22 protein-coding genes and 1 pseudogene are annotated in these 25,490 nt (G+C 66.5%); 17 read left to right on the forward strand and 6 right to left on the reverse strand.

The genetic code is table 11. The annotated features are described in order from the left end of the window. Positions 1-18: 18 nt before the first annotated feature. The gene (locus tag MLE43_RS13435) at positions 19-792 is read right to left on the reverse strand and encodes a 4Fe-4S dicluster domain-containing protein (protein WP_243304869.1); all 774 of its coding nucleotides are present in this window, start codon (positions 790-792) and stop codon (positions 19-21) included. A 509-nt stretch (positions 793-1,301) separates the two neighbouring features. On the opposite strand from MLE43_RS13435, the pseudogene MLE43_RS15120 reads away from it, so the two are divergent. The 4 genes and pseudogenes from MLE43_RS15120 to MLE43_RS13450 all read left to right on the forward strand — a co-directional run. Next, positions 1,302-1,640 (forward strand): annotated as a pseudogene (locus MLE43_RS15120) (PAS domain-containing protein); the annotation flags it as partial. A gap of 66 nt (positions 1,641-1,706) precedes the next feature. Next, positions 1,707-2,807 carry a sigma-54 interaction domain-containing protein gene (locus MLE43_RS13440; RefSeq protein WP_243304871.1) on the forward strand — a complete coding sequence of 367 codons (1,101 nt, stop codon included), beginning with the start codon at positions 1,707-1,709 and terminating at the stop codon, positions 2,805-2,807. Positions 2,808-3,042: 235 nt separating this feature from the next. Next, entirely contained in the window at positions 3,043-3,369 is a 327-nt protein-coding gene (locus tag MLE43_RS13445; protein WP_243304873.1) for a sll1863 family stress response protein, read from the forward strand. Positions 3,370-3,516: 147 nt separating this feature from the next. Further along, positions 3,517-4,131, forward strand: a complete 615-nt coding sequence (locus MLE43_RS13450; protein WP_243304874.1) for a 1-acyl-sn-glycerol-3-phosphate acyltransferase — start codon at positions 3,517-3,519, stop codon at positions 4,129-4,131. Here MLE43_RS13450 and MLE43_RS13455 read toward each other — a convergent pair. After that, positions 4,118-6,982, reverse strand: a complete 2,865-nt coding sequence (locus tag MLE43_RS13455; RefSeq protein WP_243304875.1) for a DUF748 domain-containing protein — start codon at positions 6,980-6,982, stop codon at positions 4,118-4,120. The two genes, MLE43_RS13450 and MLE43_RS13455, sit on opposite strands and share 14 nt — an antisense overlap. Before the next feature lie 153 nt (positions 6,983-7,135). Between MLE43_RS13455 and MLE43_RS13460 the strand changes: the two genes are divergently transcribed. Together MLE43_RS13460 and MLE43_RS13465 are read left to right on the forward strand one after the other, a co-directional pair. Then, positions 7,136-8,455 carry a cyclic 2,3-diphosphoglycerate synthase gene (locus MLE43_RS13460; RefSeq protein ID WP_243304876.1) on the forward strand — a complete coding sequence of 440 codons (1,320 nt, stop codon included), beginning with the start codon at positions 7,136-7,138 and terminating at the stop codon, positions 8,453-8,455. A gap of 213 nt (positions 8,456-8,668) precedes the next feature. Next, a complete protein-coding gene (locus MLE43_RS13465) occupies positions 8,669-9,769 on the forward strand; it encodes an NADH:flavin oxidoreductase/NADH oxidase (RefSeq protein ID WP_243304877.1) in 1,101 nt (366 codons plus the stop codon). A gap of 59 nt (positions 9,770-9,828) precedes the next feature. Here the strand turns inward: MLE43_RS13465 and MLE43_RS13470 are convergent, their stop codons facing one another. Next, a complete protein-coding gene (locus tag MLE43_RS13470) occupies positions 9,829-10,539 on the reverse strand; it encodes a ComF family protein (RefSeq protein ID WP_243304878.1) in 711 nt (236 codons plus the stop codon). A 113-nt stretch (positions 10,540-10,652) separates the two neighbouring features. Between MLE43_RS13470 and MLE43_RS13475 the strand changes: the two genes are divergently transcribed. From MLE43_RS13475 to serC, 8 genes are all read left to right on the forward strand, one after another. Next, positions 10,653-12,161 (forward strand): amino acid permease, encoded by a 1,509-nt coding sequence (locus MLE43_RS13475; RefSeq protein WP_243304879.1) that lies wholly within the window; start codon positions 10,653-10,655, stop codon positions 12,159-12,161. Between the two features lie 154 nt (positions 12,162-12,315). Then, positions 12,316-13,779 (forward strand): heparan-alpha-glucosaminide N-acetyltransferase domain-containing protein, encoded by a 1,464-nt coding sequence (locus MLE43_RS13480; RefSeq protein WP_243304880.1) that lies wholly within the window; start codon positions 12,316-12,318, stop codon positions 13,777-13,779. A gap of 13 nt (positions 13,780-13,792) precedes the next feature. Next, on the forward strand, positions 13,793-15,037 hold the full coding sequence (locus MLE43_RS13485) for a hemolysin family protein (protein ID WP_243304881.1): 1,245 nt from the start codon (positions 13,793-13,795) through the stop codon (positions 15,035-15,037). Positions 15,038-15,134: 97 nt separating this feature from the next. Then, positions 15,135-16,409, forward strand: a complete 1,275-nt coding sequence (locus tag MLE43_RS13490; protein WP_243304882.1) for a glycoside hydrolase family 113 — start codon at positions 15,135-15,137, stop codon at positions 16,407-16,409. Positions 16,410-16,429: 20 nt separating this feature from the next. Continuing rightward, positions 16,430-17,176, forward strand: coding sequence for a response regulator (locus MLE43_RS13495; RefSeq protein WP_243304885.1), 747 nt, complete (start codon positions 16,430-16,432; stop codon positions 17,174-17,176). A 169-nt stretch (positions 17,177-17,345) separates the two neighbouring features. Further along, on the forward strand, positions 17,346-18,587 hold the full coding sequence (locus MLE43_RS13500; protein ID WP_243304887.1) for a DUF1015 domain-containing protein: 1,242 nt from the start codon (positions 17,346-17,348) through the stop codon (positions 18,585-18,587). A 12-nt stretch (positions 18,588-18,599) separates the two neighbouring features. Continuing rightward, positions 18,600-19,472 (forward strand): NAD(P)-dependent oxidoreductase, encoded by an 873-nt coding sequence (locus tag MLE43_RS13505; protein WP_243304889.1) that lies wholly within the window; start codon positions 18,600-18,602, stop codon positions 19,470-19,472. Positions 19,473-19,625: 153 nt separating this feature from the next. Next, a complete protein-coding gene (serC, locus tag MLE43_RS13510; protein WP_243304891.1) occupies positions 19,626-20,726 on the forward strand; it encodes a 3-phosphoserine/phosphohydroxythreonine transaminase in 1,101 nt (366 codons plus the stop codon). Positions 20,727-20,782: 56 nt separating this feature from the next. Here serC and MLE43_RS13515 read toward each other — a convergent pair whose 3' ends face one another. The 3 genes from MLE43_RS13515 to MLE43_RS13525 all read right to left on the reverse strand — a co-directional run bounded on the left by MLE43_RS13515 (position 20,783) and on the right by MLE43_RS13525 (position 23,198). After that, positions 20,783-21,679, reverse strand: a complete 897-nt coding sequence (locus MLE43_RS13515) for an acyltransferase (protein WP_243304893.1) — start codon at positions 21,677-21,679, stop codon at positions 20,783-20,785. Between the two features lie 133 nt (positions 21,680-21,812). Beyond that, positions 21,813-22,184: a metallopeptidase family protein gene (locus MLE43_RS13520; protein ID WP_243304894.1), complete on the reverse strand. Its 372-nt coding sequence runs from the start codon at positions 22,182-22,184 to the stop codon at positions 21,813-21,815. 69 nt (positions 22,185-22,253) lie between these two features. Further along, positions 22,254-23,198, reverse strand: a complete 945-nt coding sequence (locus MLE43_RS13525) for an integron integrase (RefSeq protein ID WP_420843206.1) — start codon at positions 23,196-23,198, stop codon at positions 22,254-22,256. Positions 23,199-23,499: 301 nt separating this feature from the next. Between MLE43_RS13525 and MLE43_RS13530 the strand changes: the two genes are divergently transcribed. The 3 genes from MLE43_RS13530 (at position 23,500) to MLE43_RS13540 (ending at position 25,358) form a co-directional block, all read left to right on the forward strand. Next, complete coding sequence (locus tag MLE43_RS13530; protein WP_243304899.1) at positions 23,500-23,931, forward strand: hypothetical protein; 432 nt, start codon at positions 23,500-23,502, stop codon at positions 23,929-23,931. A gap of 134 nt (positions 23,932-24,065) precedes the next feature. Continuing rightward, positions 24,066-24,494: a hypothetical protein gene (locus MLE43_RS13535; protein WP_243304901.1), complete on the forward strand. Its 429-nt coding sequence runs from the start codon at positions 24,066-24,068 to the stop codon at positions 24,492-24,494. A 345-nt stretch (positions 24,495-24,839) separates the two neighbouring features. Continuing rightward, on the forward strand, positions 24,840-25,358 hold the full coding sequence (locus tag MLE43_RS13540; protein ID WP_243304902.1) for a L,D-transpeptidase family protein: 519 nt from the start codon (positions 24,840-24,842) through the stop codon (positions 25,356-25,358). The last annotated feature ends 132 nt before the right edge of the window (positions 25,359-25,490 follow it).

Here is a 25,490-nt window from a genome sequence, read left to right on the forward strand (position 1 = left end):
GCGGCAGACCTGGGATCTTCATGGCTTGTCCTCGGGTGGGCAGGTGGGGTCCTTCTTCTGGGAGGCCTCGAAGGCCTGGACTTTGGCGCGCCGGTTGGTGATCCACCAGACGCCGCCGAGCAGGACCCCTCCCACGGAAAGCACGTTGGGAACCTTGGAGAGGGCGCTCATGGTCAACATGGGCATGGGCGTCTTCCCCATCCGGGAATCGAAGCCCAGCTGCTCGAACGGAACCGGGCTTAGGTAGAACATCGATGTGCCGCCAACGTCATCCTTGCCGTAGATCCTGTGAACGAACTTGGCCGGCTCGGCGTCGATCCGGCGGGCCGCTTCGATCAGCAGTTCCTCACGATCACCGAACAGGGTCGCCCCAGTGGGGCAGGCTTCGGCGCAGGCGGGCGGAAGCCCCCTGGCCAACCTGGGTGCGCAGAACTTGCACTTCTGGATACGAGGCTTTGTGCTGCTCCATTCATATTTCGGGACATGGAATGGGCAAGCCTGCAGGCAATAGCGGCAACCGATGCATTTCTCGGCATCGTAAGCCACGGGGCCGGCTTCCGTCTTGCTGAGAGCGCCCACGGGGCAGACCGACACGCACGTGGGCACATCACAGTGCTGGCACAGGCGGCGCACGTACAGGTCGTTGTACTTGTCCAGGGCCGTGTAGGCGGTCAAGGACAGGTGCTTTTCCTCGTTGGGGGGAAGCCGGTTCTCTTCCTTGCAGGCGCTCTGGCAGGCGTTGCACCCGACACAGAGAGTCAGGTCAATTAGCATGGCTTTCTTTTGACTCATGGTCTCTGCCCATCCATCAGGATGAAAAAAATTTATTTATTGAGTGCATAGGATATTGGCCACCATCCTAGTGCCTATAAATCAAGTCCCATGCCAGAGCGAAGGAGCGACCGCTCATTATCCATCTGCTTTAATAATTAATCTTAAATAATGAATGTCGCCCAGATCAGACCCGGGCTGTGCCCTCCCCACCACGCCCTGGCGCGGAACCGTCAAATGCGACGGATGCAGACTTGGATTGGGACTTGATGGGTACTTAAACAGTTCGTAAAGACTCGATGCGGAATTTCGGGATTCGCGGGTTTGCGAAGGGAAAAGCCTTACATTGATTGATGACCGGTAGGTATTTAACAAATCGTTGGGGGGCTGTAATGTCAATGCACCATGGGCCTTACGCATTCCATCCCAGCCAGACCTCCGGAGTCCGTTTTCGTTTCGACCCCGTTCAAGGCCGACGGCGCCGGTCCCTCGCAGCCCTCGTGTCCGAACTGCTTCTGAAGCGGACTGAGATGAATGCCATTCTCGATACGACTCCAAACGCCGTCTGCATCATGTCCAAGGCCGGGGTCACCCGGTGCAATCCCGCGGCCCTCCGGATGTTTGGCGCCACCTCGCTCGATGAGCTTCGGGAAACCTTCGGAAGGAATCTTGAGGGGTTCACCCTTCGATGGCCGAACAGCCAACTCCCCCTCCGCGAGGAGGAGCGCCCCCTCACACGCGCCCTCTCGGGGGAACGGTTGACCGAAATGGTTCTGGCCACCCACGCCGGGACCGGCGATGAAATCATCCTCCGGATCACGGCCGCGCCCATTCTGAAAATGGGCCGGATCATCGGTGCCGTGGGCGTCCACTCGGATATCACCTGGGGAAGGCGGGCGGGAGCCCACCCTTTCCCATCCGGCCAGGAGCCGTTGATGGGAAGCGGACGACCAGGCCAGCCCACGCACCCGCTCTCGAGGGAACAGGAACTCCGGGAACAGGCGGAAGCGGAACTCCACAGGGCCCACGCGGAGATACAGGAGCTGAAGAAGCATCTTCAGGCGGGGCACGCGTACCTGTTCCAGGAGATCAACCGCACCTACAACTTCGGTGAGGTGATCGGACAAAGCCACTGCCTGGAGGACGTTTTCTTCCGGGTCGAAGCCGTGGCCCCCCAGGATTCGACGGTGCTGCTGCTGGGAGAGACGGGAACGGGCAAGGGACTGGTCGCCCGCGCCATCCACAGCAGGAGCCTGCGCAAGCACCGCCCCCTCGTCACCGTCAACTGCACCGCCCTGCCCGGCAACCTGATCGAAAGCGAGCTCTTCGGGCGCGAGAAGGGCGCCTTCACGGGGGCCAGTTCCCAGCAGCTGGGCCGCTTCGAACTGGCCGACAAGGGCACCATCCTCCTGGACGAGATTGGCGACCTGCCTTTCGAGCTGCAGGCCAAACTGCTGCACGTCATCCAGGAAGGCGAGTTCAGCCGCCTGGGCAGCGCGAAGACGGTGAAGGTCGATGTCCGCATCATTGCGGCCACGAACCGGGACCTCTACGAGGAGATCCGGCTGGGCCGTTTCCGGGAGGATCTGTTCTACCGGCTCAATATCTTTCCCATCACCGTGCCCCCACTGCGGGAGCGCAAAGAGGACATCCCTCTGCTCGTGGAATACTTCCTTGATAAGTTCAATCGCAAGCTTGGGAAAAACATCAAAATGGTCACCAATGGCACCATGAGTGACCTCATGGCCCACTCCTGGCCCGGCAATGTGCGGGAGCTGGAGAGCGTCATCGAGAGGGCCGTGATCATCTCCAGGGGCACGACCTTGCAGGTGCTGGACCATTTCGAGGCCCCCTCCCTGGCCGGGCCGCAGGATGAAGCGAAGCCGCTGGTCGATCTGGAGCGCGACTACATCGATCAGGTGCTGCGGAAGACCAACTGGAGGATCGAGGGCAGCCACGGGGCGGCCCGCATCCTCGGCCTGAATCCGAGCACCCTCCGCGGCCGGATGCGGAAGGAGGGCATCCACCGCCCCTGACCAAGCGGAGGTCCGTCGCATTTGACGAATCCGCGCCATGGCGCGGTGGGCCGGACCGGGATTCCGGCTGTGCCGGCAGGCATGGATCGGTCAAGCTGCACATCTATCATCATTAAGACAATTTTTTCATCTTTACATCGTCTGGCACGTGATTTGACACCTCCAGATCCAGGTCGTCAAAGAGCAGGTGCCGGGCCCCGGCCCGGCCTCCAACACTTCTGGACGGGATGGAACGATGCGCGCCAAAGAGGACTCCCCCCTACCTCCCCTCTCCACATTCTCCAGGCGAAAGGCCGACACCGAGCGCCTGGAGGCCCTGCTCGCGGAATGGACCGCAACCATCGCGCAGGCCCGGGCCAGGGCGAAGCGGTGCAGGCCAGACACCGGGCTCGAATTCGACCGGATCGCGGATGAGCTGCAACTCCTCCGGAATGAGGCTGGCGCACAGGTCATGCGCCTGAAGGGTTCGACCGGCCTCGGCGGGGAGAGCTTGCTGGCGGAGCTGGACAACCGATGGACGCTCATTCGCACCCGCCTTCGGCGGGCCGAGGCCGAGATCTGAGCGGATGTCGAAGGCGGTCCATGGCGGGTGGGTTCTGAATGGGGATGGGTGACTGGCGGTGCCCTTCTGTCATTAGAAAGGGAGGGCGGTTACCCTGTGAGGCCCCATCTCACAGCAGACACCGTCCCCGCTCTCCCGAGGCATCGCTTGCACCAGTCCACACCCTACCCAGCCCCCCCTGAGGCCCTCCGCCAGCCCCGGGGCTGGCTGTGGCGGGCCCTGGGACGGGCCTACCTGCGCCTGGGCGGCTGGCGCATCGAGGGCGCCTTCCCGGAAGAGCTCAAGTTCGTCACCATCGTGGCCCCCCACACCTCCAACTGGGACTTCGTGGTGGGCGTGGCCGTGGTCTTCGCCCTGGAACTGCGCGTGTCCTGGCTGGGCAAGCACTCCCTCTTCCAGACCCCGCTCAAGCGTTTCTTCCTCTGGCTGGGCGGCATCCCTGTGAACCGCCAGGTGCGCCATGGGGTGGTCGACACCTGTGTGAAGGCCTTCGAGGGCGTCCCCGCCCGCCTGCTGGCCCTGGCACCGGAAGGCACCCGCAAGGGCGTGAGCCAGTGGCGATCCGGCTTCTACGCCATCTCCACCACGGCGAAAGTGCCCCTCTTCCCCGTGGGGTTCGATTTCCGGGATCACGTGATCCGGTTGATGCCCGTGTTCCGGCCCGACGGGAACCTGGACCTGGACCTCCCCCGCATCCAGGCCCTGTTCAAGGACATCCACGGCCTGCGGGAGCGGCCCAGGGGGGCGGCTACTTCAGCGTGAACGCCACGGCCGGGCCCTTGGCCTGGCCGCTCCGCACCTGGAAGATCCGGGCGGGATCGGCCTTGCCGGTATCCAGGAGCCAGGCGAGCACGCCCTTGGCCCGGGCATCCGCCAGCTGGGCCAGGTCCGCGGGATCCACCTTCTGGAGGCCCAGCAGGCGCTGCTCCATCTCCGCGGGCGGCGGGGGCGGCGGCGTCTCGCCCTTGGCGGGCTTGGGCGCGGGGAAGGCTGTGTCGTAGGCGGCTTTGAGCCACCGCTCCCGCTCGGCGGGCGGCACCGGGGCCTCCTCCGTCTTGAGGCCCTGGGCCCGGGTGCGACGCAGCAGGGTCTCGAGCGCCGCCTTGCGCAGGGCGCCCCCATCCTGCGCCTCGTCCCCGGCTCCCTCGGCTTCGAGGCGCAGCTCGGGCCGTTCCTGCAGGGCCTTGGCCAGAGCCTGCAGCTTGGTGGTGGCCGCGGCATCCAGGGCCGCCGAGCCGGGCGCGAAGGCCACACTGCTGAGATCGCCCGCATCGCTGCCGAAGAGCTTGCCGATGAGGGTGAAGGGCGAGGTGGCGATCTTCCCCAGCAGGTTGAAGACGGCCTTCCACACGAGCTTGCCGTACTTCACGTCGGGATCGTCGAGGTTGCCTTCGATGGGCAGGTCGAAGGCGATGACCCCCTTGCGGTCCCGCAGGATCGCCAGGCCCAGCTTCACGGGCAGGCCTGTGGCATCCGGGCTCTGCACCTTCTCGCCCAGGTAGAACTGGTCCAGCTTCACGGCGTTCTCGGACTTCAGGTTCCGGTGGTCGATGCGCAGGCGGGAATCCAGGACGAGCTTGCCCTTCTGCACGGTGTAGCCCAGGTACTTGCCCGTGTAGGGCGTGAAGTCGGTGAGGTCCGCACCCTGGATCTTCAGGATCACGTCGGTATCCAGGTCGCTGCGGAGGGGCATCGCGTGGCCCGTGATGGTGATGGGGGCCAGCCCTCCGGCGCGGCCTTTGAAATCGACCTTCGACGAGGCATCGGCGCGGCTGGACAGGCCCAGGTAGCTGCCCTCCAGATCGCTGAGCACCAGCGCCGCGTTCGGCTGCAGGGACCGGTCGATGTAGCTGAGGCGGCCGCCGGTGATGCCGAAGGTCACGATGGCCAGGTCCGGCGCTCCCGTCGGGGTGGCGGGCAGGACGGCAGCTGGTGGGGCGGCGGGCTTGCCTTCCGGGGCCAGGCGCAGGGCCCGGGCCACGTTGGTGCTGCCATCGGGCTGGACCACCACGCGGCCTTCCGGGTCGGTCCAATCCACGGTCTGGATGGCCACGGCCAGGGGTGCGGTGTGGATGTCCGCCCCCGACAGGCGCAGCTGCTTCCAGCGGAGGAAAGGTTCGTTCTGGGCCGCATCCCGTGCCTCGAAGCCCTGCACGGAAGCCGCACCCCGGTAGGCGACGCCATCCGTCCTGCGGCCCTCGAAGGTGAAGCGCACGCGGCCGTCGGCCCCCAGCTTCCCCGAGGCGATGCGCAGGTCCAGGGCCGTGTCCAGGTAGGGATCCCAGGGCGCCAGCTCCAGGCCCTCGGCCTTCAGCTGGAGGTCGCCCGTGGCCTTGAGCGGGGCCACCTGGCCCTCGACCTTGAGCGAGCCTGCGCCGAGCTTCAGGTCCAGGGCCATCTGGCTGATGCCGTCGGGTGCGAGCGTCAGCCCCTTCCAGCCGAGGTTCACCTCCGTGGCCTCCACCTTCACGGGCCGGGCCGGGCCCAGGTCCTCCCAGCCCACCCGGAAGCCCTTCAGGGCCAGGTCGCGGATCAGGAGCTGGAGGGGCTTCTCGTCCTTCTTCTTCTCTTTGGGCTTGGGTGGCGCGAGGAGGCGCACCACGTTCAGGGCCCCGTCCTTCGCGGCCTGGACCCGGAGGATGCCCTGCTCCGCGGTGATGGAGCCCAGCTCCACCGAGGGCACCAGCAGGTCGGCCCTGCCGTCCTTGACCGCGAGCGAGGGCAGCTCGATGGCCGGCTCGGCGACGCCCCGCTCGGCGATCTTCAGATCCTTCACGCTGAGATCCAGCCCGGACAGCTCCACGACGTGGTGGCCCTTGGACCACTCGAAGCGGTACTGGGCCCGTACGGTGCCCGTGCCGCTGCGGATCTCGCTGGAGACCTGGTCCTGCTCGTAGGGCCGGTACTTGGGCAGCGAGAGGTTCTCCAGCAGCAGGCTGCCCCTGGAGGCGAAGGGCTGGAAGCCCAGGTCGCCCTTCCAGACCAGGTGCTCCTTGGCCTCCGTCCAGGCCTCCAGGGCGACGCCGCTGCGGTGGCCCACCTCGGTGCGCAGGTTGTCCAGGCGGAAGGCGATGGGCCCCAGCTCCGAGTGGAAGGGGGCCGAGGCGGACCGGTCCGTGAACTCCACCCGCCCTTCCCGCAGCTGGAATCGGCGGACGTCCAGGATCCAGCGGGAGGGCGGTGCCGCCGGGGTCCCCGGCTTTTCCTCTTCCTCCAGCAGGTCCTGGAAATTGAGGTGGCCCTCGTGATCCAGGGCCGTCCGGACGGTGAGGCCATCGACCTCGATGACCGCGAACCCCACCGTGTGGCGCAGCAGCCGCCAGACGTAGGGGTTCACGTAGGCGCGCTGGAGGGTGATCCAGTCGCCCCCGCCCCGTTCGGCCACCCGCAGGCCTTCGACGGTGACCCCGAAGGTGAAGGGGTTGAACCGCAGCCGGACCACGGTGGTGGGGCGCTTCAGGGCCTGGGTGGCCGCCCGCTCCAGGCGGGGTTTCGCCAGAACGGGGACCAGGAAGAACCCCGCCAGGATCCACAGCGCATAGACTCCCGCCAGCACGAGGATCCACCGGCGCCACCGGCGGAAGAAGGCCGAGAGGGAGGCTGCGATGGACATGGAAGAAGCATAGACCCTTCCGCCCGGTGTGATTCAAGCCACAACCCCGTTCTCAAGATACGGCCGGGACGGCTATCCTCCCTGGGTCGCGGTGCCGCCAGGACTGCCACCCCCGAGCGTGTCGGCGCACCGCTGGACCGAGAGGCAAGTGTCATGGCGACACGACGCGTGGTGATCCTGGGAGCCGCCGGACGCGACTTCCACAACTTCAACACCGTGTACCGGGACAATCCCGCGTACCAGGTGGTGGCCTTCACGGCCACCCAGATTCCGGACATCGCCGGTCGCCGCTACCCGGCCGTGCTCGCCGGGAAGCTCTATCCGGAAGGCATCCCCATCTTCGACGAATCAGAATTGGTGGACCTCATCCACCGCGAACGGGTCGACGCCGCGGTGTTCTCGTATTCCGATGTGCCCCACGCCACCGTCATGCACCTGGCCAGCCTCTGCATCGCCCACGGCTGCGACTTCGAGCTGCTGGGTGCGGACAAGACCATGATCCAGTCCACCAGGCCGGTCATCGGCATCACGGCCGTGCGCACGGGCGCGGGCAAGAGCCAGACCACCCGCTACATCAGCAACATCCTGAAGAAGCTGGGCAAGAAGGTCGTGGCCATCCGCCACCCCATGCCCTACGGCGACCTTGCCAAGCAGGCCTGCCAGCGCTTCGCGACTTACAGCGACCTGGACAAGCACGAGTGCACCATCGAGGAGCGCGAGGAGTACGAGCCGCACATCGACAACGGCTTCGTGGTCTACGCCGGCGTGGACTACGAGCAGATCATCCGCAGCGCAGAAAAGGAGGCCGACGTCATCCTCTGGGACGGCGGCAACAACGACCTGCCCTTCTACAAGAGCGACCTGCACCTCTGCATCGCCGATCCCCTGCGCTCCGGCCATGAGATGGCCTATCACCCCGGCGAGGCCAACTTCCGCATGGCCGACATCATCATCATCAACAAGTGCGACAGCGCCAAGGAAGCTGACATCAAGGCCATCGAGGCCAACGCGGCCCTGGTGAACCCCAAGGCCCGCGTCATCCGCGCCAACAGTCCCGTGACCTGCGACAAGCCGGAGATGGTGAAGGGCAAGCGCGCCCTCGTCATCGAGGACGGCCCCACGCTCACCCACGGCTCCATGACCTACGGCGCCGGTGTGGTGGCCGCCAAGGCCGTGGGCGCCCACGAGATCGTGGACCCCACACCCTACGCCGTGGCCTCCATCGCCGCCACCTACCGCAAGTACCCCAACGCCCAGGGCATCCTGCCGGCCATGGGCTACGGCGAGCAGCAGGTGAAGGACCTGCAGGCCACCATCGAGGCCACCCCCTGCGACGTGGTCCTCAGCGGCACCCCCATCGACCTCACCCGCGTGCTCAAGGTCAGCAAACCCATGACCCGCGTCCGCTACGACCTGGCGGAGATCCGGGAGGGGGTCCTGGAGGCGGAGGTGAGGAAGGTGCTCGGGATTTGAAAAGAAATCCAGAGACTGGAGTCTGGAGCCCGGAGGTACTGCTTTCTGGGGGCCATTCGGGCCGCGCCATCCGTTTCAGTTCGGGCCGTTCTCATGGGCCGGCGCCGAACTGGGACGAATGGCGCGCCGCTTGCGCAACAAGATGCCTGTATCTCCAGTCTCGAGACTCCAGACTCGTCCTACCCTATATCCCTAAGCAGAACCGGAGCCACCATGTCCCGTCTCTTCACCACCTTGAACCTCCGCGGCCTCACGCTGCCCAACCGCATCGCCGTGTCGCCCATGTGCCAGTACCAGGCCAAGGATGGACTCGCCAACGACTGGCACCTGGTCCACCTGGGCGGCCTGGCCCAGGGCGGCGCGGGCCTGGTGGTCACGGAGGCCACGGCCGTGGTGCCGGAGGGCCGCATCAGCCCGGATGATCTGGGCCTCTGGAACGACGACCAGGCCGAGGCGCTGGCCCCCATCGTGCGCTTCATCGCCTCCCAGGGCGCCGTGCCGGGCATCCAGCTGGCCCACGCGGGCCGCAAGGCCTCGAATCCCGCTCCCTGGAAGGGCAGCGGCAGCCTGCCGGCCTCCGCCGGAGGGTGGACGCCCGTGGCTCCCAGCGCCTTGCCCTTCGATGCGGACTGGACCGCGCCCACGGCCCTGGACGAGCCCGGGATCCTGGCCGTCATCGAAGCCTTCATGGACGCGGCCCGCCGCGCCGTGGCCGCGGGCTTCCGGGTGATCGAGGTCCACGCCGCCCACGGCTACCTGCTGCACCAGTTCCTGTCGCCCCTGTCGAACCACCGCACCGATGCGTACGGCGGTTCCTTCGAGAACCGGACGCGCCTGGTCCGCGAGGTGGTGGGCGCCCTGCGCAACATCCTGCCCGAGGAGCTGCCCCTCCTCGCGCGGATCTCCGCCACGGATTGGGTGGAGGGCGGCTGGAACCTCGATCAGTCCGTGGCCCTGGCCAAGGAGCTGAAGGACCTGGGCGTGGACCTGGTGGACTGCTCCTCCGGCGGCCTGGTGCCCCGCGCCGAGATCCCCCTGGGCCCCGGCTACCAGGTGCCCTTCGCCGCCCGGATCCGCGCCGAGGCGGGCCTCCCCACCGGCGCCGTCGGCCTCATCACCGACGCCGAGCAGGCTGAGCAGATCCTCGCCCAGGGGTCCGCCGACCTGGTGCTGCTGGGCCGCGAGCTCCTCCGCGATCCCCGCTGGCCCCTGCATGCTGCGAAGACCCTGGGCGTGGATGTGCCCTGGCCCGCGTCCTACCTGCGCGCCGCCCGGAGCACCACGCCCATGCGGCACCCCCTGGCCAGCCACTGACATCTGACATCTGACATCTGATAGCTGATAGCTGATAGCTGATAGCTGATAGCTGAAAACTACATCGCCCGGAACAGCGTCAGCACGCGCACCTCGGCCGCCCCGCCCTCCAGCAGCGCCTGGGCGCAGCGGAGCAGGGTGGTGCCGGTCGTCCACACATCGTCCACGAGCAGCACGGTTCCTTCCGCCGCGGCGCCGGGCCGCAGGGTGATGGCCTTCCGGGGCAGCCGGCGGCGGGCGCTTTCGCTGCGTGAGGCCTGGCGGCCGCTGAACCAGGCCTTGGCGAGCAGGGGTTCGAAGGGCCGGCCGAGGCGGTCCGCCACCCGGCCGCCCACCTCGGCCCCGAGGTCGAAGCCCCGGAGCAGACGCCGCGGCAGGGCGCTCGGCGCCGCGGTCACTCGGTCCACCTCCTCCGCCCAGGCCGGCAGCGGCGCCTGGGCCAGGCGTCGGAGCAGGGCCGCCCGCCAGCCTGTCTCCCCCTGCTTGATGCCCGGCAGCAGCAGGGCGCCCAGAGGCGGCCGGCCGCCGTGGTAGTCCCACAGGGCATCTCCCAGCTCCCAGGCCACGGCCTCGGGACAGCCCCCGTCCCCATGGACCAGGGCGCACCGGCCGCAGCGCTCCTCGGGCAGGGGCCGCAGCCCTGCCCAGCAGCGGGCGCAGAGCCCGGCCTCGGCGCCCGCTCCCACGGGGCCCAGGCAGCCCCGGCAGAGCAGCAGGGAATCCCGGACCGCCGCAAGGCGGGACCTGAAGCTGAGGCTGGCCGGACGCATGGGGCATCATAGCCGCCCCCGGATGGTGCTAGCATCGCCGGAAGCCCCTGGCCCACCATCCCCTGGAATCCCCTTCCGGGTCACCTGTACCCGGATCGCATGGAGTCTTGTTCATGTCGAACGACCCGAATTCCACGTCCCAGATCTTCGCCCGCAAGCCCCTGGCCCTCCTCCTCGAAGAGGCCAAGGGCGAGAACCGCCTCCGCCGCGTCCTGGGCCCCATCCAGCTCACGGCCCTCGGCGTGGGCGCCATCATCGGTGCGGGCATCTTCGTGGCCACGGGCGCCGCGGCCCACAACATCGCGGGCCCCTCGCTGATGCTCTCCTACGTCATCGCGGGCATCACCTGCATCTTCGCCGCCCTCTGCTACGCGGAATTCGCGGCCATGGTGCCCGTGGCGGGATCGGCCTATACCTACGCCTACGCGACGCTCGGCGAGCTGTTCGCCTGGATCATCGGCTGGGATCTCATCCTCGAATACGGGGTTTCGAGCGCCGCCGTGGCCACGGGCTGGTCGGCCTACTTCCAGAGCGCCGTCAGCAACATCGGCATCCACATCCCCAAGCTGGTGAGCGAGTCCCCCTGGAAGTACGACCCCGCCACCGGCCACTTCGCCTCCACGGGCGCCATGATGAACCTGCCCGCGCTCATCATCGTGGCCATCATCACCGCCATCCTCGTCAAGGGCATCCAGGAGAGCGCCACCTTCAACGGGCTCATGGTGGCGATCAAGGTCGCCGCGGTGCTGTTCGTCATCGGCGTGGGCGCCTTCTTCATCAACACCACCAACTGGCATCCCTTCGCACCCTTCGGCTGGACGGGCATCAGCTTCTTCGGCCACCACGTGGCGGGCCAGATGGATGGCGGCGGCGCGCCCATCGGCACCATGGCCGGCGCGGCCATCATCTTCTTCGCCTACATCGGCTTCGACTCGGTCTCCACCCACGCCGAGGAGGCCAAGAACCCCCAGCGCGACGTGCCCATCGGCATCATCGTGTCCCTGGTGGTCTGCACCTTCCTCTACATCGCCGTCGTGGCCGTGCTCACGGGCATGGTCAAGTTCGACCGCCTGGACATCAACGCCCCGGTCTCCATCGCCTTCCGCCAGAACGGCATGCCCTGGGCCGAGGGGCTCATCGCCACCGCGGGCGTGGCCGGCATCACCTCCGTGCTGCTGGTCATGATGCTCAGCGGTCCCCGCGTGTTCCTGGCCATGGCCCGGGACGGCCTGCTCCCCAAGGCCACCTTCGGCGACGTGCACCCCAAGTTCCGCACCCCCTGGAAGTCCACCATGCTGGTCGGCCTCTTCGTGGGCATCCTGGCCGGGTTCCTGCCCATCGACGCCCTGCTGCACCTGGCCAACATCGGCACCCTGCTGGCGTTCGTCATCGTCTGCGCCGCCGTCCTGATCATGCGGAAGAAGCACCCCGAAGCCGAGCGCCCCTTCCGCTGCCCCTGGGTGCCCTTCGTGCCCGTCATGGGCGTCCTCAGCTGCCTCATGCTGATGTTCTCGCTGCCCGTGGCCAACTGGTGGCGCCTCATCAGCTGGCTGGCCCTCGGCTTCGTCATCTACTTCCTCTACGGCAAGAAGCACAGCGTGATGCGGAAGCAGGGCGCCTGAGCCAAATACCGGAAAGGCACCACCCTCGCAGAGATCGCTGAGATGGCAGAGGAACGCAGAGGAGAACCGAACCGGCCTGGTTTCTTTCTCTGCGAACCTCTGCTTTCTCCGCAACCTCCGCGTATGTTTCTCTTGAAGCTACCTGAGGGCCTCCATGTCGATCTGGTCTGACCTGACCCCCTCCAAACGCTGCGACTGGATCGACCAGCTGCGGGGCTGGGCGGTGATCGTGATGATCGAAGTCCACGCGGTGAACGTCTGGCTGCACGCCGGCCTGCGCCCCGACTGGCTGAACTACCTGAACGGCCTGGTGGCGCCCAGCTTCACCATGGCCGCGGGTTACAGCCTGGTGATCTCGACCTTCCGGACGGATGGCACCCTGCGCCCCTTCTGGCCCGACACGGCCCGGCGCCTGGGCTTCATCCTCCTCTGCGCCTACGCCCTGCACGCCCCGGGCGTGACGGCCGCGGACTGGACCGTGCTCAACACGGCCCAGAAGGCCCGGGAGCTCTTCAAGATCGACGTGCTCCAGTGCATCGTCTTCTCCCTGCTGATCCTCCAGCTGCTCGCCCGCCTGATCCGCAACCCGCGGGTCTTCACGGGGCTCGCCCTGGCGATCGCGGTCTTCGTGCCGCTGATGGCCCCCTCGCTCTGGGCCACGGGCGTGGCGGACGGCCTCTGGCTGCCCATCCGCGGCCTCTTCAACGGCAACCCCGACCGCGGCGTGCAGGCCCTGTTCCCCCTGTTCCCCTGGCTCGCCTTCCCAGCCTTCGGCGCCTTCCTGGGGGGCCTCTACCGGCACTTCCGGGTGATGCAGGTGGATGGCAAGGCCCGGTGGAGCGAGGCCCGCTTCCTCGCCGGGCTGGCCGTCCTCGGCGCCCTGCTGTTGGCCTGGGGCGCCTCCGCCCAGCACGCCTGGCTCTGGGGCGGCACCTGGATCCAGCAGAACGGGGTGTGGCTGCTGCACAGCAAGTCTGGCGCCTTCACCTACGCCGAGCTGGGCGCCATCTCCAATGCCACCCTGCCCAGCGTGACCGCCCGCCTGGGCTGGATCCTCCTGGGCGGCACCGTGATGGGCGCCGTGGACCTGCTGCGCCCCCGCTGGAAGGGCCCCAACCCCATCGACGCCGCCAGCCGCGAGTCCCTGCTCCTCTACATGCTCCACCTCAACCTGATCTTCAGCGTCCTGCTGGCGCCGGCCGTCGTCGCCCTCACCGGCTGGGGCTGGGGCGACCTGGGCTGGACCGGCACCCTGTCGATGACGGCCCTCATCATCGCCCTGAACCTCGCCGTGGGCGTCTGGTGGCAGAAGGTGCGGAAGATGCCCGACCTCATGCGCCGCCTCCAGCACCGGGCCGTGGCCGTGCTGGGCGTCTGGTTCGTGCTGGGCGGCTGGTGGACCTTCCGCCACTTCCTCCGGAGTCCGGAGCTGGCGAAGGAACCCTACGCCTTCCTGAACGCCGCCCGGGCCCGCAAGGGGCTGGCCCCCACGCCCGATGGCCTCTGCCGCGATCCCGAGGAATACTTCCGCGAAGCCGAGCGGCGGAAGCTGCACCTCAGCCCCGAAGCCAAGGCGGACCTGGCCCGCCAGATCCTGGCAAGGCAGGAAACCCGTTAGAATCAATCCGATCATGGCTGATTCAGGCGGCAACGCCCCCCCATCCTGGCTCCTCCTCGCCACCTTGGCGCTGCTCCTCTACCGGTGCGGAACCACGGCGCTGCTGTCGGCCTTCCATGCCCTGCCCTCGCTGCAGCGGCGGCGGCTGCTGGAGGAGGACGCCATCACCGACCCCCGCCTGGCCGCGCTGCTGGGGCGACCCCGGACCCTGGGCATGGGCCTGGGCTTCTGGAACAAGGCCCTCCTGCTGATCCTCCTGGGCCTGCTCTGGCCCTTCCGCCTCGCCCTGCCCGGCGGCGGCTGGACCCTGGGGATCCTGGTGCTGGCCGGGCTCTGGGCCCTGGATCTGGCCCTGCCCGCCCTCCTCACCTCCGGCGATCCGGCCCGGTGGGTGATCCGCCTGTTCCCCCTCTATGCGCCCATCCAGGCCCTCCTGGCGCCCCTGGTGGATCCCGTGGCCCAGCTCATCGATCGCCACACCCAGGAGCGCGCCAAAGAGACCGAGCCCGAGGACGCCACCCAGGAGGCCGTCACCGCCCTGCTGGAGGAGGGCGAGGCCGAGGGCATCCTGGAGGCCGGCGACCGCGAGCTCATCCGCAACGTCGTGACCTTCGGCGACACCCTCGTGCGCGAAGTGATGACGCCCCGTACCCGCATCGCGGCCCTGCCGCTGGAAGCCACCATCCCCGAGGCCTGGCAGACCTTCACCCGCACCCGCCACTCGCGGCTGCCCATCTACGAAGGCGGCATCGACCACGTCCGCGGCGTCCTCCTCCTCAAGGACCTCATCCAGCTGCCGGATGGCGACCACCCGCCCCTGGCGACGCTCATGAAGCCGCCCCGCTTCGTGCCCGAGAGCAAGCCCGTGATGGACCTGCTCCGCGAGATGCAGCGCACCCGCACCCAGCTGGCCCTGGTGGTCGATGAGTTCGGTGGCCTCTCCGGCCTGGCCACCATGGAGGACCTGCTGGAAGAGGTCTTCGGCGAGATCCAGGACGAACACGAAGCCCCGGCCGGCGTGGTGGAACAGGCCCCTGGCATCTACCTCGTCTCCGGCCAGGCCCACGTGGACGACGTGGCCCAGCGGCTGGGCCTCACCTGGGAGCGCGACGGCTTCGACACCCTGGCCGGCCTCGTCCTGGCCCGGCTCGGCCGCGTGCCCCACCCCCAGGACGCCGTGGGCGTCGAAGGGGCCCGCCTCACCGTGCTGAAGATGGACGGCACGCGGATCGTGCAGGTGCGGATCGAACGGATCTAGCCGACCTCCGGTTCGCGAGCTGAGAAAAGCCCGGAACGGCGAAGCCGTTCCTATCTCCAGCCTTCAGCCGCTAGGCTGAAGGCTGGAGCCACACCGCATGATCCGTCGCATCCTCGCCCTCCTGGCCATCCTGGCCCTGCCCGCCACCCTCTGGTTCATCCACCGGGCGCAGCGGAAGGCGCTGGTGCCGCAGCCGCGCGGCATGGTGCTGGGCCTCTATGCCGGGGTTCCGGACTACGACTACGCCGAGGAACTGGACCGCATCGCCGCCACGGGGGCCACCTGCGTGAGCCTCCAGGCCATCTACCGCATGGACACGGGTCACAGCACCGAGATCCGCCGCCATCCCACCTCCAGCCCCACGGAGGAGAGCCTGCGCCGCACCTTCCACCAGGCCAAGGTCCGCGGCCTGCGCATGATGTTCTTCCCCACCATCAACCTGCGGGACGAGGCCGACAATGCCGACTGGTGGCGCGGCAACATCGAGCCGTCCAGCTGGGACCTGTGGTGGAAGAACTACACGGACTTCAACGTGCGCCTGGCGGCCCTGGCGCAAGAGGGCGGGGTGGAGTGGTACAGCCTCGGCACCGAGATGGCCTCCACCCATCCCTTCCCGGACCAGTGGCGCCGCCTGGCCGCCGCGGTCCGCCAGGTCTACGGGGGCAAGCTCATCTACAGCGTGAACTTCGACAGCCACGACAGCTTCACCTTCGGCGACTGCCTGGACGTCATCGGCATCAACACCTACGATCCCATCGCCAAGTACGACGAATACCCCACGCCCGACCAGATCCGCGACGCGTGGTGGTGGATCGTCTACAAGGCCCGCACGCTGTCGGCCCGCTTTGCCGATGCCAGGGGGCCCAAGCCCGTAATGATCACCGAGGTGGGCTACCCCAGCGTGGCCCACGCCCACGTGGGCCCCTGGGACTTCCGCACGGACAAGCCCGTGGACCTGGCCCTCCAGGACCTGCTGCTGAAGGGCGCCTTCGGCGTGCTGCGGCACTGGAGCGACGGCGACGCGGTCTTCTACTACCTCTACGGGGAGAACCTCAACCAGAAGCCCATCGGCGGCCCGCTCGACCGCACCTACGCCGTCTGGGGCAAGCCCGCCGAGGCCACCCTGCGCACTTACTTCCACGAGCCCATCTGGGAGGGCCACATCCCCCCCAAGGCCGAGAACCTCCGCGAGGCCATGGTGCAGTCCCTCGTGAGCTGGCACCGCAAGCTGCGCGACTACGAGGACGCGGAGCTGCCCCCCTGGGTGCTGGACTGGGAGGCCCGCCACCCCCGGGATGCGGCCGAGGCCCTGGCCATCCTGGCCAAGGAACCCACCCCGGCCCGCAAAATTCCCAAGGGCGAGCCCCGCTGACGGTATGCTCGGAGGGTCCCATGAACCCTCCAGCCCGCCGCCCCCCTTCTGATCCCGAGGCCCCCGCCCGCACCCTCCTCGTCGTCGAGGATGATCGGGCCACGCTCAGCCTGTACCGGGCTGGCCTGAAGGGTCTGCAGGGGTTCCGGATCCTCTCGGCCCAGAACGGCCTCGAGGCCCTGGAGGTGCTCCGGCAGGAGGTGGTCCACGTGCTGGTCACGGACCTCGACATGCCGGTCATGGATGGCTTCAACCTCATCACGAAAGTGAGCCGGCTCTACCCCCAGATCCCCGTCATCGTCATGACCGGCCTGGACGAAAGCCAGCACCTCAACACCCCGCTGGACCTGGGGGCGGTCCGGATCCTCGGCAAGCCGCTCCGCCTGGGGTTCCTCATGGAGGTGATCCGCACGGCGGTCCAGGCCGAGGCCGTCGGGGTGATCCGCGGCCTCAGCCTCGGCAGCATCCTCCAGCTGCTGTCCTGGGAGAAGAAGTCCTGCACCCTCACCGTCAAGGCCGAGGCCGGCATGGGCCTCCTCTACCTGAACCGGGGCGAGGTGATCCACGCGGCCTACCGGGATCAGGAGGGCTTCCGCGCGGTCTACGAGATCCTCACCTGGGACCACCCGGACATCGAGTTCGTGGAGACCTGCCGGGTGGAGCGGACCATCGACACGCCCCTCACCGAACTGCTGATGAACATGGCCTTGATCACGGACTCCCTGGGACCCGACCCCGATGCCGGACCTTCCGCCGTCCGGTCCTGACCGCCGACCCGTCTGCGCTCCGGCCCTGGATTTGACAGATCGAGGCATTCCAGGCCCAGGTATGGGACTTTCGTCAAAACCGGCAGGACGGGATCTCCAAAGGGCACCCGCCGGGGAATAATGACGCGTGTGTGCGGCCCCGCGGGGGCCCCTTCCCAGGCAGGTGTCCATGTCCCAGCTGAAGCCCTTCCGCGCCTACCGCCCCCGGCCCGAACTCGCCGCCCAGGTCGCCGCCGTGCCCTACGACGTGGTGAACACCCAGGAGGCCGCCGAGCTGGCCAAGGGGAACCCCCACTCCTTCCTCCACGTGGGCCGGCCCGAGATCGACCTGCCCGCGGGCACGGACGTCCACGCGGACGAGGTGTACGCCAAGGGCGTGGCGAACCTCATGCACATGATCGAGACCGGCACCCTCATGCACGAGGGCCTGCCCAGCCTCTACGTCTACCAGCAGCGCATGGGCGACCACGTCCAGGCGGGCCTGGTGGGCCTCTGCTCCGTGCAGGAGTACGAGAACGGCAGCATCAAGCGCCACGAGTTCACCCGCAAGGACAAGGAGGACGACCGCACCCGGCACGTCACCGAGCAGAACGCCAATGCCGAGCCCGTCTTCCTCACCTACAAGGCCGTCCCCTACATCGATCACATCGTCGATGACATCCGGAAGCTGCCGCCGGTCTACGACGTGGTCACGCCGGACGGCATCGGCCACACCGTGTGGGTCGTCACCGGCGAGACCGTGATCCGCGAGCTGGTGAACCTGTTCAACGGCGTGCCCGCCCTCTACATCGCCGACGGCCACCACCGCACCGCCGCCGCCATCCGCTACGGCCAGGCCCGTCGCGCCGCCGCCGGTGCCGACGCCACGGGCGACGAGCCCTTCGAGAGCTTCATGGCCGTGGTCTTCCCCCACGACCAGCTGAAGATCATGGACTACAACCGCGTGGTGAAGGATCTCAACGGCCTCAGCCAGGACGCCTTCCTCGCCAAGGTCCGCGAGAAGTTCGAGGTCGCCCCCTCCGCCCACCGCGCGGCCCAGGCCCCCACCACCTTCGGGATGTACCTGGGCGGCACCTGGTACGAGCTGAAGGCCAAGCCCGGCACCTACCCCGCCAGCGATCCCGTGCGCGGCCTGGACGTCAGCATCCTCCAGGAGAACCTGCTCAACCCGATCCTCGGCATCGACGATCCCCGCACCAACACCCGCATCGACTTCGTGGGCGGCATCCGGGGCATGGACGAGCTGGAGCGCCGCGTGAAGGAAGGCTGCGCGGTGGCCTTCTCGGTCTACCCCACCTCGCTCACCCAGCTCATGTCCGTGGCCGACGCCGGCGAAGTGATGCCCCCCAAGTCCACCTGGTTCGAACCCAAGCTGCGCTCCGGACTGCTGGTCCGGATGTACGAAGGCTGAACGGAGCTCCGCATGCACACCCTCATCGCCGACGCCTTTGACGCCAAGCTGCCGGAGCGCCTCGCCGCCTTCGGCACCGTCAGCTCCGACATGGCCACCCTCGGACAGGCCAACGTCCTCCTCGTCCGCTCCAAGACCAAGGTGGACGCGAGCCTCCTGGCCCAGGCCCCCGCGCTCAAGCTCGTCATCCGCGGCGGCGTGGGCATGGACAACGTGGACAAGAAGCTCTGCGCCGAGAAGGGCGTCAAGGCCATGAACACCCCCAGGGCCAGCAGCGTGGCCGTGGCGGAGATGGCCATGGCCTTCATGGTCGCCATCCCCGCGCGCCTCATCGAGGCCCACACCTCCATGAAGGAGGGCAAGTTCCTCAAGAGCGAGCTGAAGCGCACGGAGCTCTTCAAGAAGACCCTGGGCCTCATCGGCGCCGGCAACATCGCCACGGAAGTGGCCAAGCGCGCCCAGGCCTTCGGGATGGAGGTGATCGCCTACGATCCCTTCCTCAAGGAGCACCCCATCGCGACGATGGTGAGCCTCGACGAGCTGGCCGCCAGGGCCGACTACATCAGCATCCACACGCCCCTCACGGACGAGACCCGGGGCATGATCAACGCCGACTTCCTGGCCAAGGTGAAGGACGGCGTCGTCCTCATCAACACCGGCCGCGGCAAGTGCGTGGTGGACGCGGACCTCGCCGCCGCCCTGCACAGCGGCAAGGTGCGGGCCTACGGCACCGACGTGTGGCCCAGCGACCCCCCCCCGGCGGACTGCCCCCTGCTCAGCGCCCCCAACGTCGTCATGGCGCCCCACCTCGGGGCCAGCTCCAAGGAGAACCTCGGCCGCATCGGCGACGAGGTCGTGGCCATCCTGCAGGATTTCAAAGCGTAAAGGACTCACCACCAAGACACCAAGGCACCAAGAAAAGCCTTTCTCTTTTCTTCATTCCTTGGTGTCTTGGTGTCTTCTCGGTATCGCCATGGCGATACGCGAGACAGACTGAACTCTGGTGGTTTTCATTATTCCTTGATGAAGGAGCTTCCCATGACCCATCGTGTGATCAACTTCTACGCCGGCCCTGCGGGGCTGCCCCTGCCGGCCCTGGAGCGCGCCCAGGACGAGCTGCTGGACTTCGCCGGCACCGGCATGTCCGTCATGGAGGTCAGCCACCGGTCCAAGGAATACGACGCGGTGCATGAGGAGGCCATCGCCCTCACGAAGGAGCTGATGGGCCTGCCCAGCAACTACAAGGTGCTCCTGCTCCAGGGCGGCGCGCACCTCAGCTTCGGCATGATCCCCCTGAACCTGCTGCGCGGCGGCCGGAAGGCCGACTACATCAACACCGGCAACTGGGCGGAGAAGGCCACCAAGGAGGCCAAGCTCGTGGGCGGCGACAACGTCCGCGTGGCCGCCAGCACCAAGGAGCTCAAGTACAGCCGCCTGCCCTACGCCGACGAGATCAAGGTCGGCCCCGACAGCGCCTTCGTGCACTTCACCTCCAACAACACCGTGGAAGGCACGCAGTGGCACGAGTTCCCCAAAGTGGGCGATGTGCCCTACGTCTGCGACATGAGCAGCGACATCATGTGGCGCCCGTTTGATGTGAGCCCCTTCGGCCTCATCTACGGCGGCGCCCAGAAGAACCTCGGCCCCAGCGGCGTCACCCTCACCATCATCCGCGAGGACTTCCTCGAGATGTGCGAAGCCCAGGATCTGCCCAGCTACCTGCGCTACAAGATCCACGCCGAGAAGAACTCGCTCTACAACACCCCGCCCACCTTCGGCATCTACATCCTGCGCAACGTGCTGGCCTACAACAAGAGCATCGGCGGCCTGCAGGCCCTCGAGGCCAACAACAAGCAGAAGGCCGAACTGCTCTACGGCTGCATCGACAAGCACAGCGGCTTCTACAAGGGCTTCGTCACCGAGAAGGGCCACCGCAGCGTCATGAACGTGGACTTCTTCCTGCCCACGCCCGAGCTGGACGATCAGTTCGTCAAGGAAGCCAAGAAAGCCGGCATGGTGGGCCTCAAGGGCTACCGCGACATCGGCGGCATCCGCGTCAGCACCTACAACGCCGTCACCGTGGACCACGTGAGGACCCTGGTGGACTTCATGGAGCAGTTCGTGAAGGTGAACGGGTAGTTCCGGGACGAAGGCCCGTATCGAAGGAAGGGCGCCGGAACGGCGCCCTTCCTTCGTCAGGAACGGACCTTGGCCGGGGACTGCAAGCCCAGCACGATCTCCTCGATCTTGCGATCCTTCTCGGTCCAGATCTCGTGCAGCCAGGCCTGCATGCGGGCGCGGAAGGCGGGGTCGCCCTCGTAGTCGCCGCCCAGCAGGTCCTTGGGGATCTCCAGCTCCCGTACCCGCACCACCACCTGCTTCACCTGGCCGGAGAGGAAGTCCCAGAAGGTGGGCACGCCCTCGGGGTAGACGATGGTGACGTCCAGCAGGGCGTCGAAGCGCTCGCCCATGGCGCTGAGGGCCGTGGCCAGGCCGCCGGTCTTGGGCTTGAGCAGATGCCGGTAGGGTGACTGCTGGGCCGCCTTCTTGGCGGGGCTGAACCGCGTACCCTCCAGGAAATTCATCACCGAGGTGGGGATCTGGCGGAACTTCTCGCAGGCCTTGCGGGCCGTCGCCAGGTCCTTCGAGCGGCTGCCGCTGCGGCGGCGCATGAACGGGAAATCCAGGGCCCACCAGGCCAGCCCCATGACAGGCACGTAGAGCAGCTGGCGCTTGAGGAAGAACTTCAGGAAGGGCACTTTCCGGTGGAAGACCTTCTGCAGCACCAGGATGTCCACCCAGCTCTGGTGGTTGCTGCTCACCAGGTACCAGCCCTTCCGCCGCAGGCGCTCGTGGCCGGCCACATCCCACCGGATGCGGTGCACCAGGGCCATCCACGCACCGTTCACGGCGATCCAGCCCTCCGCCATGCCGTTCAGCAGCCGGTCCGCCCCCCGGCGGACAGCCCCGAAGGGCAGGGCCAGCTTCACCAGGGCCACGGGGATCATGCCCGAGAAGATGGCCAGGACGTTGGCCACCAGCACCGACCCGGCCACGCTGCCCTTGAAGGCCGACCAAAGGCGTTTCAGCATCAGGACTCCAACCTGCCGGACGCCGCGCGCCCCGTGGATCAGAATATCGGAGTGTCAGATGACCCGGTGAAGGGCAAAAACGGCCCATCTCCCACACCTCCTCGGAGCCCCCGAGGATCGGCCGCCCCGCAGTCTACCCCCAGCCCAGTTCCTCCAGCCGCTCCTCGCTGATGCCGAAGTGGTGGGCGATCTCGTGGATGACGGTGGTGGCGATCTCCTCGCGCAGGTCCTCTTCGTCCCGGCAATCTTCCAGGAGCGGCCCCCGGTAGAGCGTGATGCGAGGCGGCAGGTCCCCGGACTCCACCCGCCCCTCCGTCAGGGCCCGGCCGGAATAGAGGCCATAGAGCGTCTCCTCCTCGGGCACCCCGAGGTCATCCAGCAGCGCATCCGGCGCCCAGTCCTCGATGACGATCGCCACCCCCTCGAGGTACGGCCGGAACTCCTCCGGCACGAGGGCCAAGGCCTCGTCCACCAGCTGCCGGAACCTCAGGTGGGAGATGTGCATGGCCCGATCGTACTGCCGCGGGACCCAAAATGAACCAGCCACCGGTTTCAGTCCCGCGCGGGAGCCCGGTCACAGCCCGTCCAGGGGGCTCGCCACGCCGCGGCCGCCGCGGTTCAGCACATGGGTGTAGATCATGGTGGTGGCCACGTCCTTGTGCCCCAGCAGCTCCTGCACCGTGCGGATGTCGTGGCCCGCCGCCAGCAGGTGCGTCGCGAAGCTGTGGCGCAGCACGTGGGGCGTGACCGGCTTCACCAGCTCCGCGGCCCGGGCCGCCAGCCGCACGGCCTTCTGGACGCTCTCCGCATGGAGGTGATGGCGGCGGACGAGGCCCGAGCGGGGGTCCACCGAGCGCTGCGCCGAGGGGAAGACCCACTGCCAGCCCCAGGCCCGCGCCGCCTGCGGCGACTTGAGCCCCAGCGCATCCGGCAGGCCGACCTCCCCGAACCCCTCGTCGAGGTCCCGGGCATGCAGCGCGCGCACCCGACCGAGGTGGGCCCGGAGCGGCTCCACCAGGCGCTCCGGAAGCATGGTCATCCGGTCCTTGCCCCCCTTCCCATCCCGCACCACGATCTCGTGCCGCTCGAATTCCACGTCCTTCACCCGGAGGCGCAGCCCCTCCATGAGCCGCATGCCCGTCCCGTAGAGCACCTGGGCCAGCAGGGCCATCCCACCCTCCATCTGGTCGAACAGTGCGCGCACCTCCCCCGGCGTGAGGACCACCGGAAGCCGCGGCGGACGCTTGGCCTGGACCACCTCGGACAGCCACGGCAGGTCCACCTCCAGCAGGTTCCGGTAGAGGAACAGCAGGGCGGCCTTCGCCTGGTTCTGCGTCGAGGGCGACACCTGGCGCTCCACCGCCAGATGGCTCAGGAAGGCCTGCACCTCGGGCGCCCCCATCTCCCTCGGATGCCGCTTGCCATGAAAGAGGATGAACCGCCGCGCCCAGTCCACATACGCGTCCTCCGTCCTCAGGCTGTAGTGCCGGACCCGCAGACGGTCCCGCAGCTGGTCCATGAGCTTCGGCGGCTGCGCCCCCCCGATCCGCCCTTCACCCGTCTGCCTATTTGTCCCGAGCATAGGACCCACCCCGATCGCCTCAGATCGCCTATTGCGCTAACCTGTGCCAGCTCCCCGCTACAGAATCATCAAGGGTTGTTTCAATTTATCGTCTTTTTTTCGCCCGTCAAGCCCCACCCAAAGGTCGCCCATTCCCCCAACCAAGAACTCACCCCCCGCCCCACCCCCCAGGACTAGGCGAACTCCACCCCCCAACCACCCACCGTCCAATTCAAAGTTAGGCCGTCATGGAGTAGAAATGAAGCCGCTTGTACTCGCTTGCATTCCTTTAGCACTGGCCACCATTTGCATCTCAGCACAGTCACCCGATGAGGCTCTCATTCGCCAATTGACGGGCTCCTGGGAAGGGACTGATGACAAGGGGAAAAGCGCAACCTTGCAGTTTCAACCTGGTGGTTTCGCTCAACTCACCATGGATGGCAAACGGCTGGTCCCGGACATACCAGGCGGCCCATCCTTGCGATTCAAGATTGATCAAACCAAATCACCAATTTGGCTCGACCTAATCGCATTCGATCCTTCTGGTCGAGAGCTAGGCCGGATCAAGCTCATTCTTCAGGTCATCAATGCAAAAACGATCAGAATTCAAACTACCGATGATTTCAGCATCCGCCCAGATAAGTTCACAGATGATCCCACCAAGGGAGTTACCTTAAGCAAGATCTACTGAGCGGCCTAACCTCTAGCTCAACTCGGACCCCGCCTGCATTGTCTTCCGCTCTCGCTCAGCTTCTCGCTTCCTCGGCTCCGCTCAGTGCCTCGGTGCAGGCGTGGCCGGTTAGCCACATTCGTTAGGCCGCTCACATGAAGAACGATCCTCGAATAGTGCGGCTCCTCAAACGCTACCCCAAGGGCGAAGATTTTTCTGATGCTTCCATTGATGTGAGTCATTTTGACACTGAGCAGCTTCTCAAAATTTGCCAGTGCCAAAAGGACTCAGATCTCTCGGTTCCGAAGGAATTGGGTGAATTCGCATTGGGTCACTTCGGCCAGGCCTTCGGCATAGAATTCGATCGCTCTGAATTCGACTACTACCTGCATTCATACGTCCGAACTGAATTCGTGTCGTCCTACTATAGTGATCCAACGGTCACCTCAAAACCCGCACCAGAAAATGGTCCGCCCACCAAGATTCCACTTCCTGAGGGCATGCAATGGTTTTCTGTTCGCCCAAAAGAGGGGCGAGAACACTACGAGGCTTACGAAATCTCCCAAGATGGCTCATCGGCCTAACCCTTAGCTCAACTCGGACCCCGCCTGCATTGCCTCTCGCTCTCTCTCATCCTCTCGCTTCCTCGGCTCCGCTCGTCGCCTCGGTGCAGGCGGGGCCGGTTAGCTTCATTCGTTAGGCCGCCCAACCAGCGGAGTACGCTCTAAATTTTAGGCCTGCATCGAATCAATAGGCTCCAGTTGCTCCAAAACCTGCTTCATCCGTGATTTTTTGGTCTGCCCATTCAAATAGCTACTTTCAACAGGTCCACGGTAAAATCAGCAATTACATCCTTCTCAGACCGGATTAGGCGAACTACGAATCGCTTCGTTCCCGCCGTCCAAATCTAGTTAGGTGTGCTACCCATCATGAGAAATCAACTGGGTTCAATCTTCCTCGCTGTGGCCATGCTCCTCGGTGCTGGGTTGAACGCCATGGCTTTTTCGCCACTCCCTCCGGGTACGAGGGCTGATCTACTCGTCGTGGAGAAAGCAAAGAGAGTCCTGACTGCCTATTCCAATGGCAAGATCCTTCGCACATACCAAGTTGCACTCGGCCGCGCTCCTGTCGGCGAGAAGGAACGCGAAGGCGACAATCGCACTCCTGAAGGCGAATTCATCATTGATAGCCGTCTTGAAAAGAGTGGCTACCATCGCGCTCTCCACATTTCCTACCCAAGGCCCTCCGATATCGCCAGAGCCAAGGCTGGCGGCTATCAACCAGGTGGGGCCATCATGATTCACGGCATTAAGAATGGCTTCGGCTGGCTCGGCAGCTTGCATACCAAATCCGATTGGACTCGTGGCTGTATCGCAGTCACCAACCCAGAAATCGAAGAATTGTGGCGAATTGCCCCAAACGGAACACGGGTTCAAATCAAGCCATGAGCTCAGCACACCTAACCCTCCGCTCAACTCGGACCCCGCCTGCATTGCCTCCCGCTCTCTCTCAGCTTCTCGCTTCCCCGGCTCCGCTCATCGCCTCGGTGCAGGCGGGGCCGGTTAGCTTCATTCGTTAGG

This window comes from Geothrix oryzisoli, from assembly GCF_022808865.1.
Lineage (GTDB): Bacteria > Acidobacteriota > Holophagae > Holophagales > Holophagaceae > Geothrix > Geothrix oryzisoli.

Bases quoted from the DNA above. Each gene is read 5' to 3' on its own strand.
- MLE43_RS13485 (WP_243304881.1), top strand. From the start codon at position 13,793: ATGGCTGATTCAGGCGGCAACGCCCCCCCATCCTGGCTCCTCCTCGCC.
- serC (WP_243304891.1), top strand. From the start codon at position 19,626: ATGACCCATCGTGTGATCAACTTCTACGCCGGCCCTGCGGGGCTGCCC.
- MLE43_RS13440 (WP_243304871.1), top strand. From the start codon at position 1,707: ATGGGAAGCGGACGACCAGGCCAGCCCACGCACCCGCTCTCGAGGGAA.
- MLE43_RS13480 (WP_243304880.1), top strand. From the start codon at position 12,316: ATGTCGATCTGGTCTGACCTGACCCCCTCCAAACGCTGCGACTGGATC.
- MLE43_RS13475 (WP_243304879.1), top strand. From the start codon at position 10,653: ATGTCGAACGACCCGAATTCCACGTCCCAGATCTTCGCCCGCAAGCCC.
- MLE43_RS13465 (WP_243304877.1), top strand. From the start codon at position 8,669: ATGTCCCGTCTCTTCACCACCTTGAACCTCCGCGGCCTCACGCTGCCC.
- MLE43_RS13540 (WP_243304902.1), top strand. From the start codon at position 24,840: ATGAGAAATCAACTGGGTTCAATCTTCCTCGCTGTGGCCATGCTCCTC.
- MLE43_RS13525 (WP_420843206.1), bottom strand. From the start codon at position 23,198: ATGGACCAGCTGCGGGACCGTCTGCGGGTCCGGCACTACAGCCTGAGG.
- MLE43_RS13460 (WP_243304876.1), top strand. From the start codon at position 7,136: ATGGCGACACGACGCGTGGTGATCCTGGGAGCCGCCGGACGCGACTTC.
- MLE43_RS13435 (WP_243304869.1), bottom strand. From the start codon at position 792: ATGAGTCAAAAGAAAGCCATGCTAATTGACCTGACTCTCTGTGTCGGG.
- MLE43_RS13535 (WP_243304901.1), top strand. From the start codon at position 24,066: ATGAAGAACGATCCTCGAATAGTGCGGCTCCTCAAACGCTACCCCAAG.
- MLE43_RS13495 (WP_243304885.1), top strand. From the start codon at position 16,430: ATGAACCCTCCAGCCCGCCGCCCCCCTTCTGATCCCGAGGCCCCCGCC.
- MLE43_RS13515 (WP_243304893.1), bottom strand. From the start codon at position 21,679: ATGCTGAAACGCCTTTGGTCGGCCTTCAAGGGCAGCGTGGCCGGGTCG.
- MLE43_RS13520 (WP_243304894.1), bottom strand. From the start codon at position 22,184: ATGCACATCTCCCACCTGAGGTTCCGGCAGCTGGTGGACGAGGCCTTG.
- MLE43_RS13505 (WP_243304889.1), top strand. From the start codon at position 18,600: ATGCACACCCTCATCGCCGACGCCTTTGACGCCAAGCTGCCGGAGCGC.
- MLE43_RS13455 (WP_243304875.1), bottom strand. From the start codon at position 6,982: ATGTCCATCGCAGCCTCCCTCTCGGCCTTCTTCCGCCGGTGGCGCCGG.
- MLE43_RS13530 (WP_243304899.1), top strand. From the start codon at position 23,500: ATGAAGCCGCTTGTACTCGCTTGCATTCCTTTAGCACTGGCCACCATT.
- MLE43_RS13470 (WP_243304878.1), bottom strand. From the start codon at position 10,539: ATGCGTCCGGCCAGCCTCAGCTTCAGGTCCCGCCTTGCGGCGGTCCGG.
- MLE43_RS13490 (WP_243304882.1), top strand. From the start codon at position 15,135: ATGATCCGTCGCATCCTCGCCCTCCTGGCCATCCTGGCCCTGCCCGCC.
- MLE43_RS13500 (WP_243304887.1), top strand. From the start codon at position 17,346: ATGTCCCAGCTGAAGCCCTTCCGCGCCTACCGCCCCCGGCCCGAACTC.
- MLE43_RS13445 (WP_243304873.1), top strand. From the start codon at position 3,043: ATGCGCGCCAAAGAGGACTCCCCCCTACCTCCCCTCTCCACATTCTCC.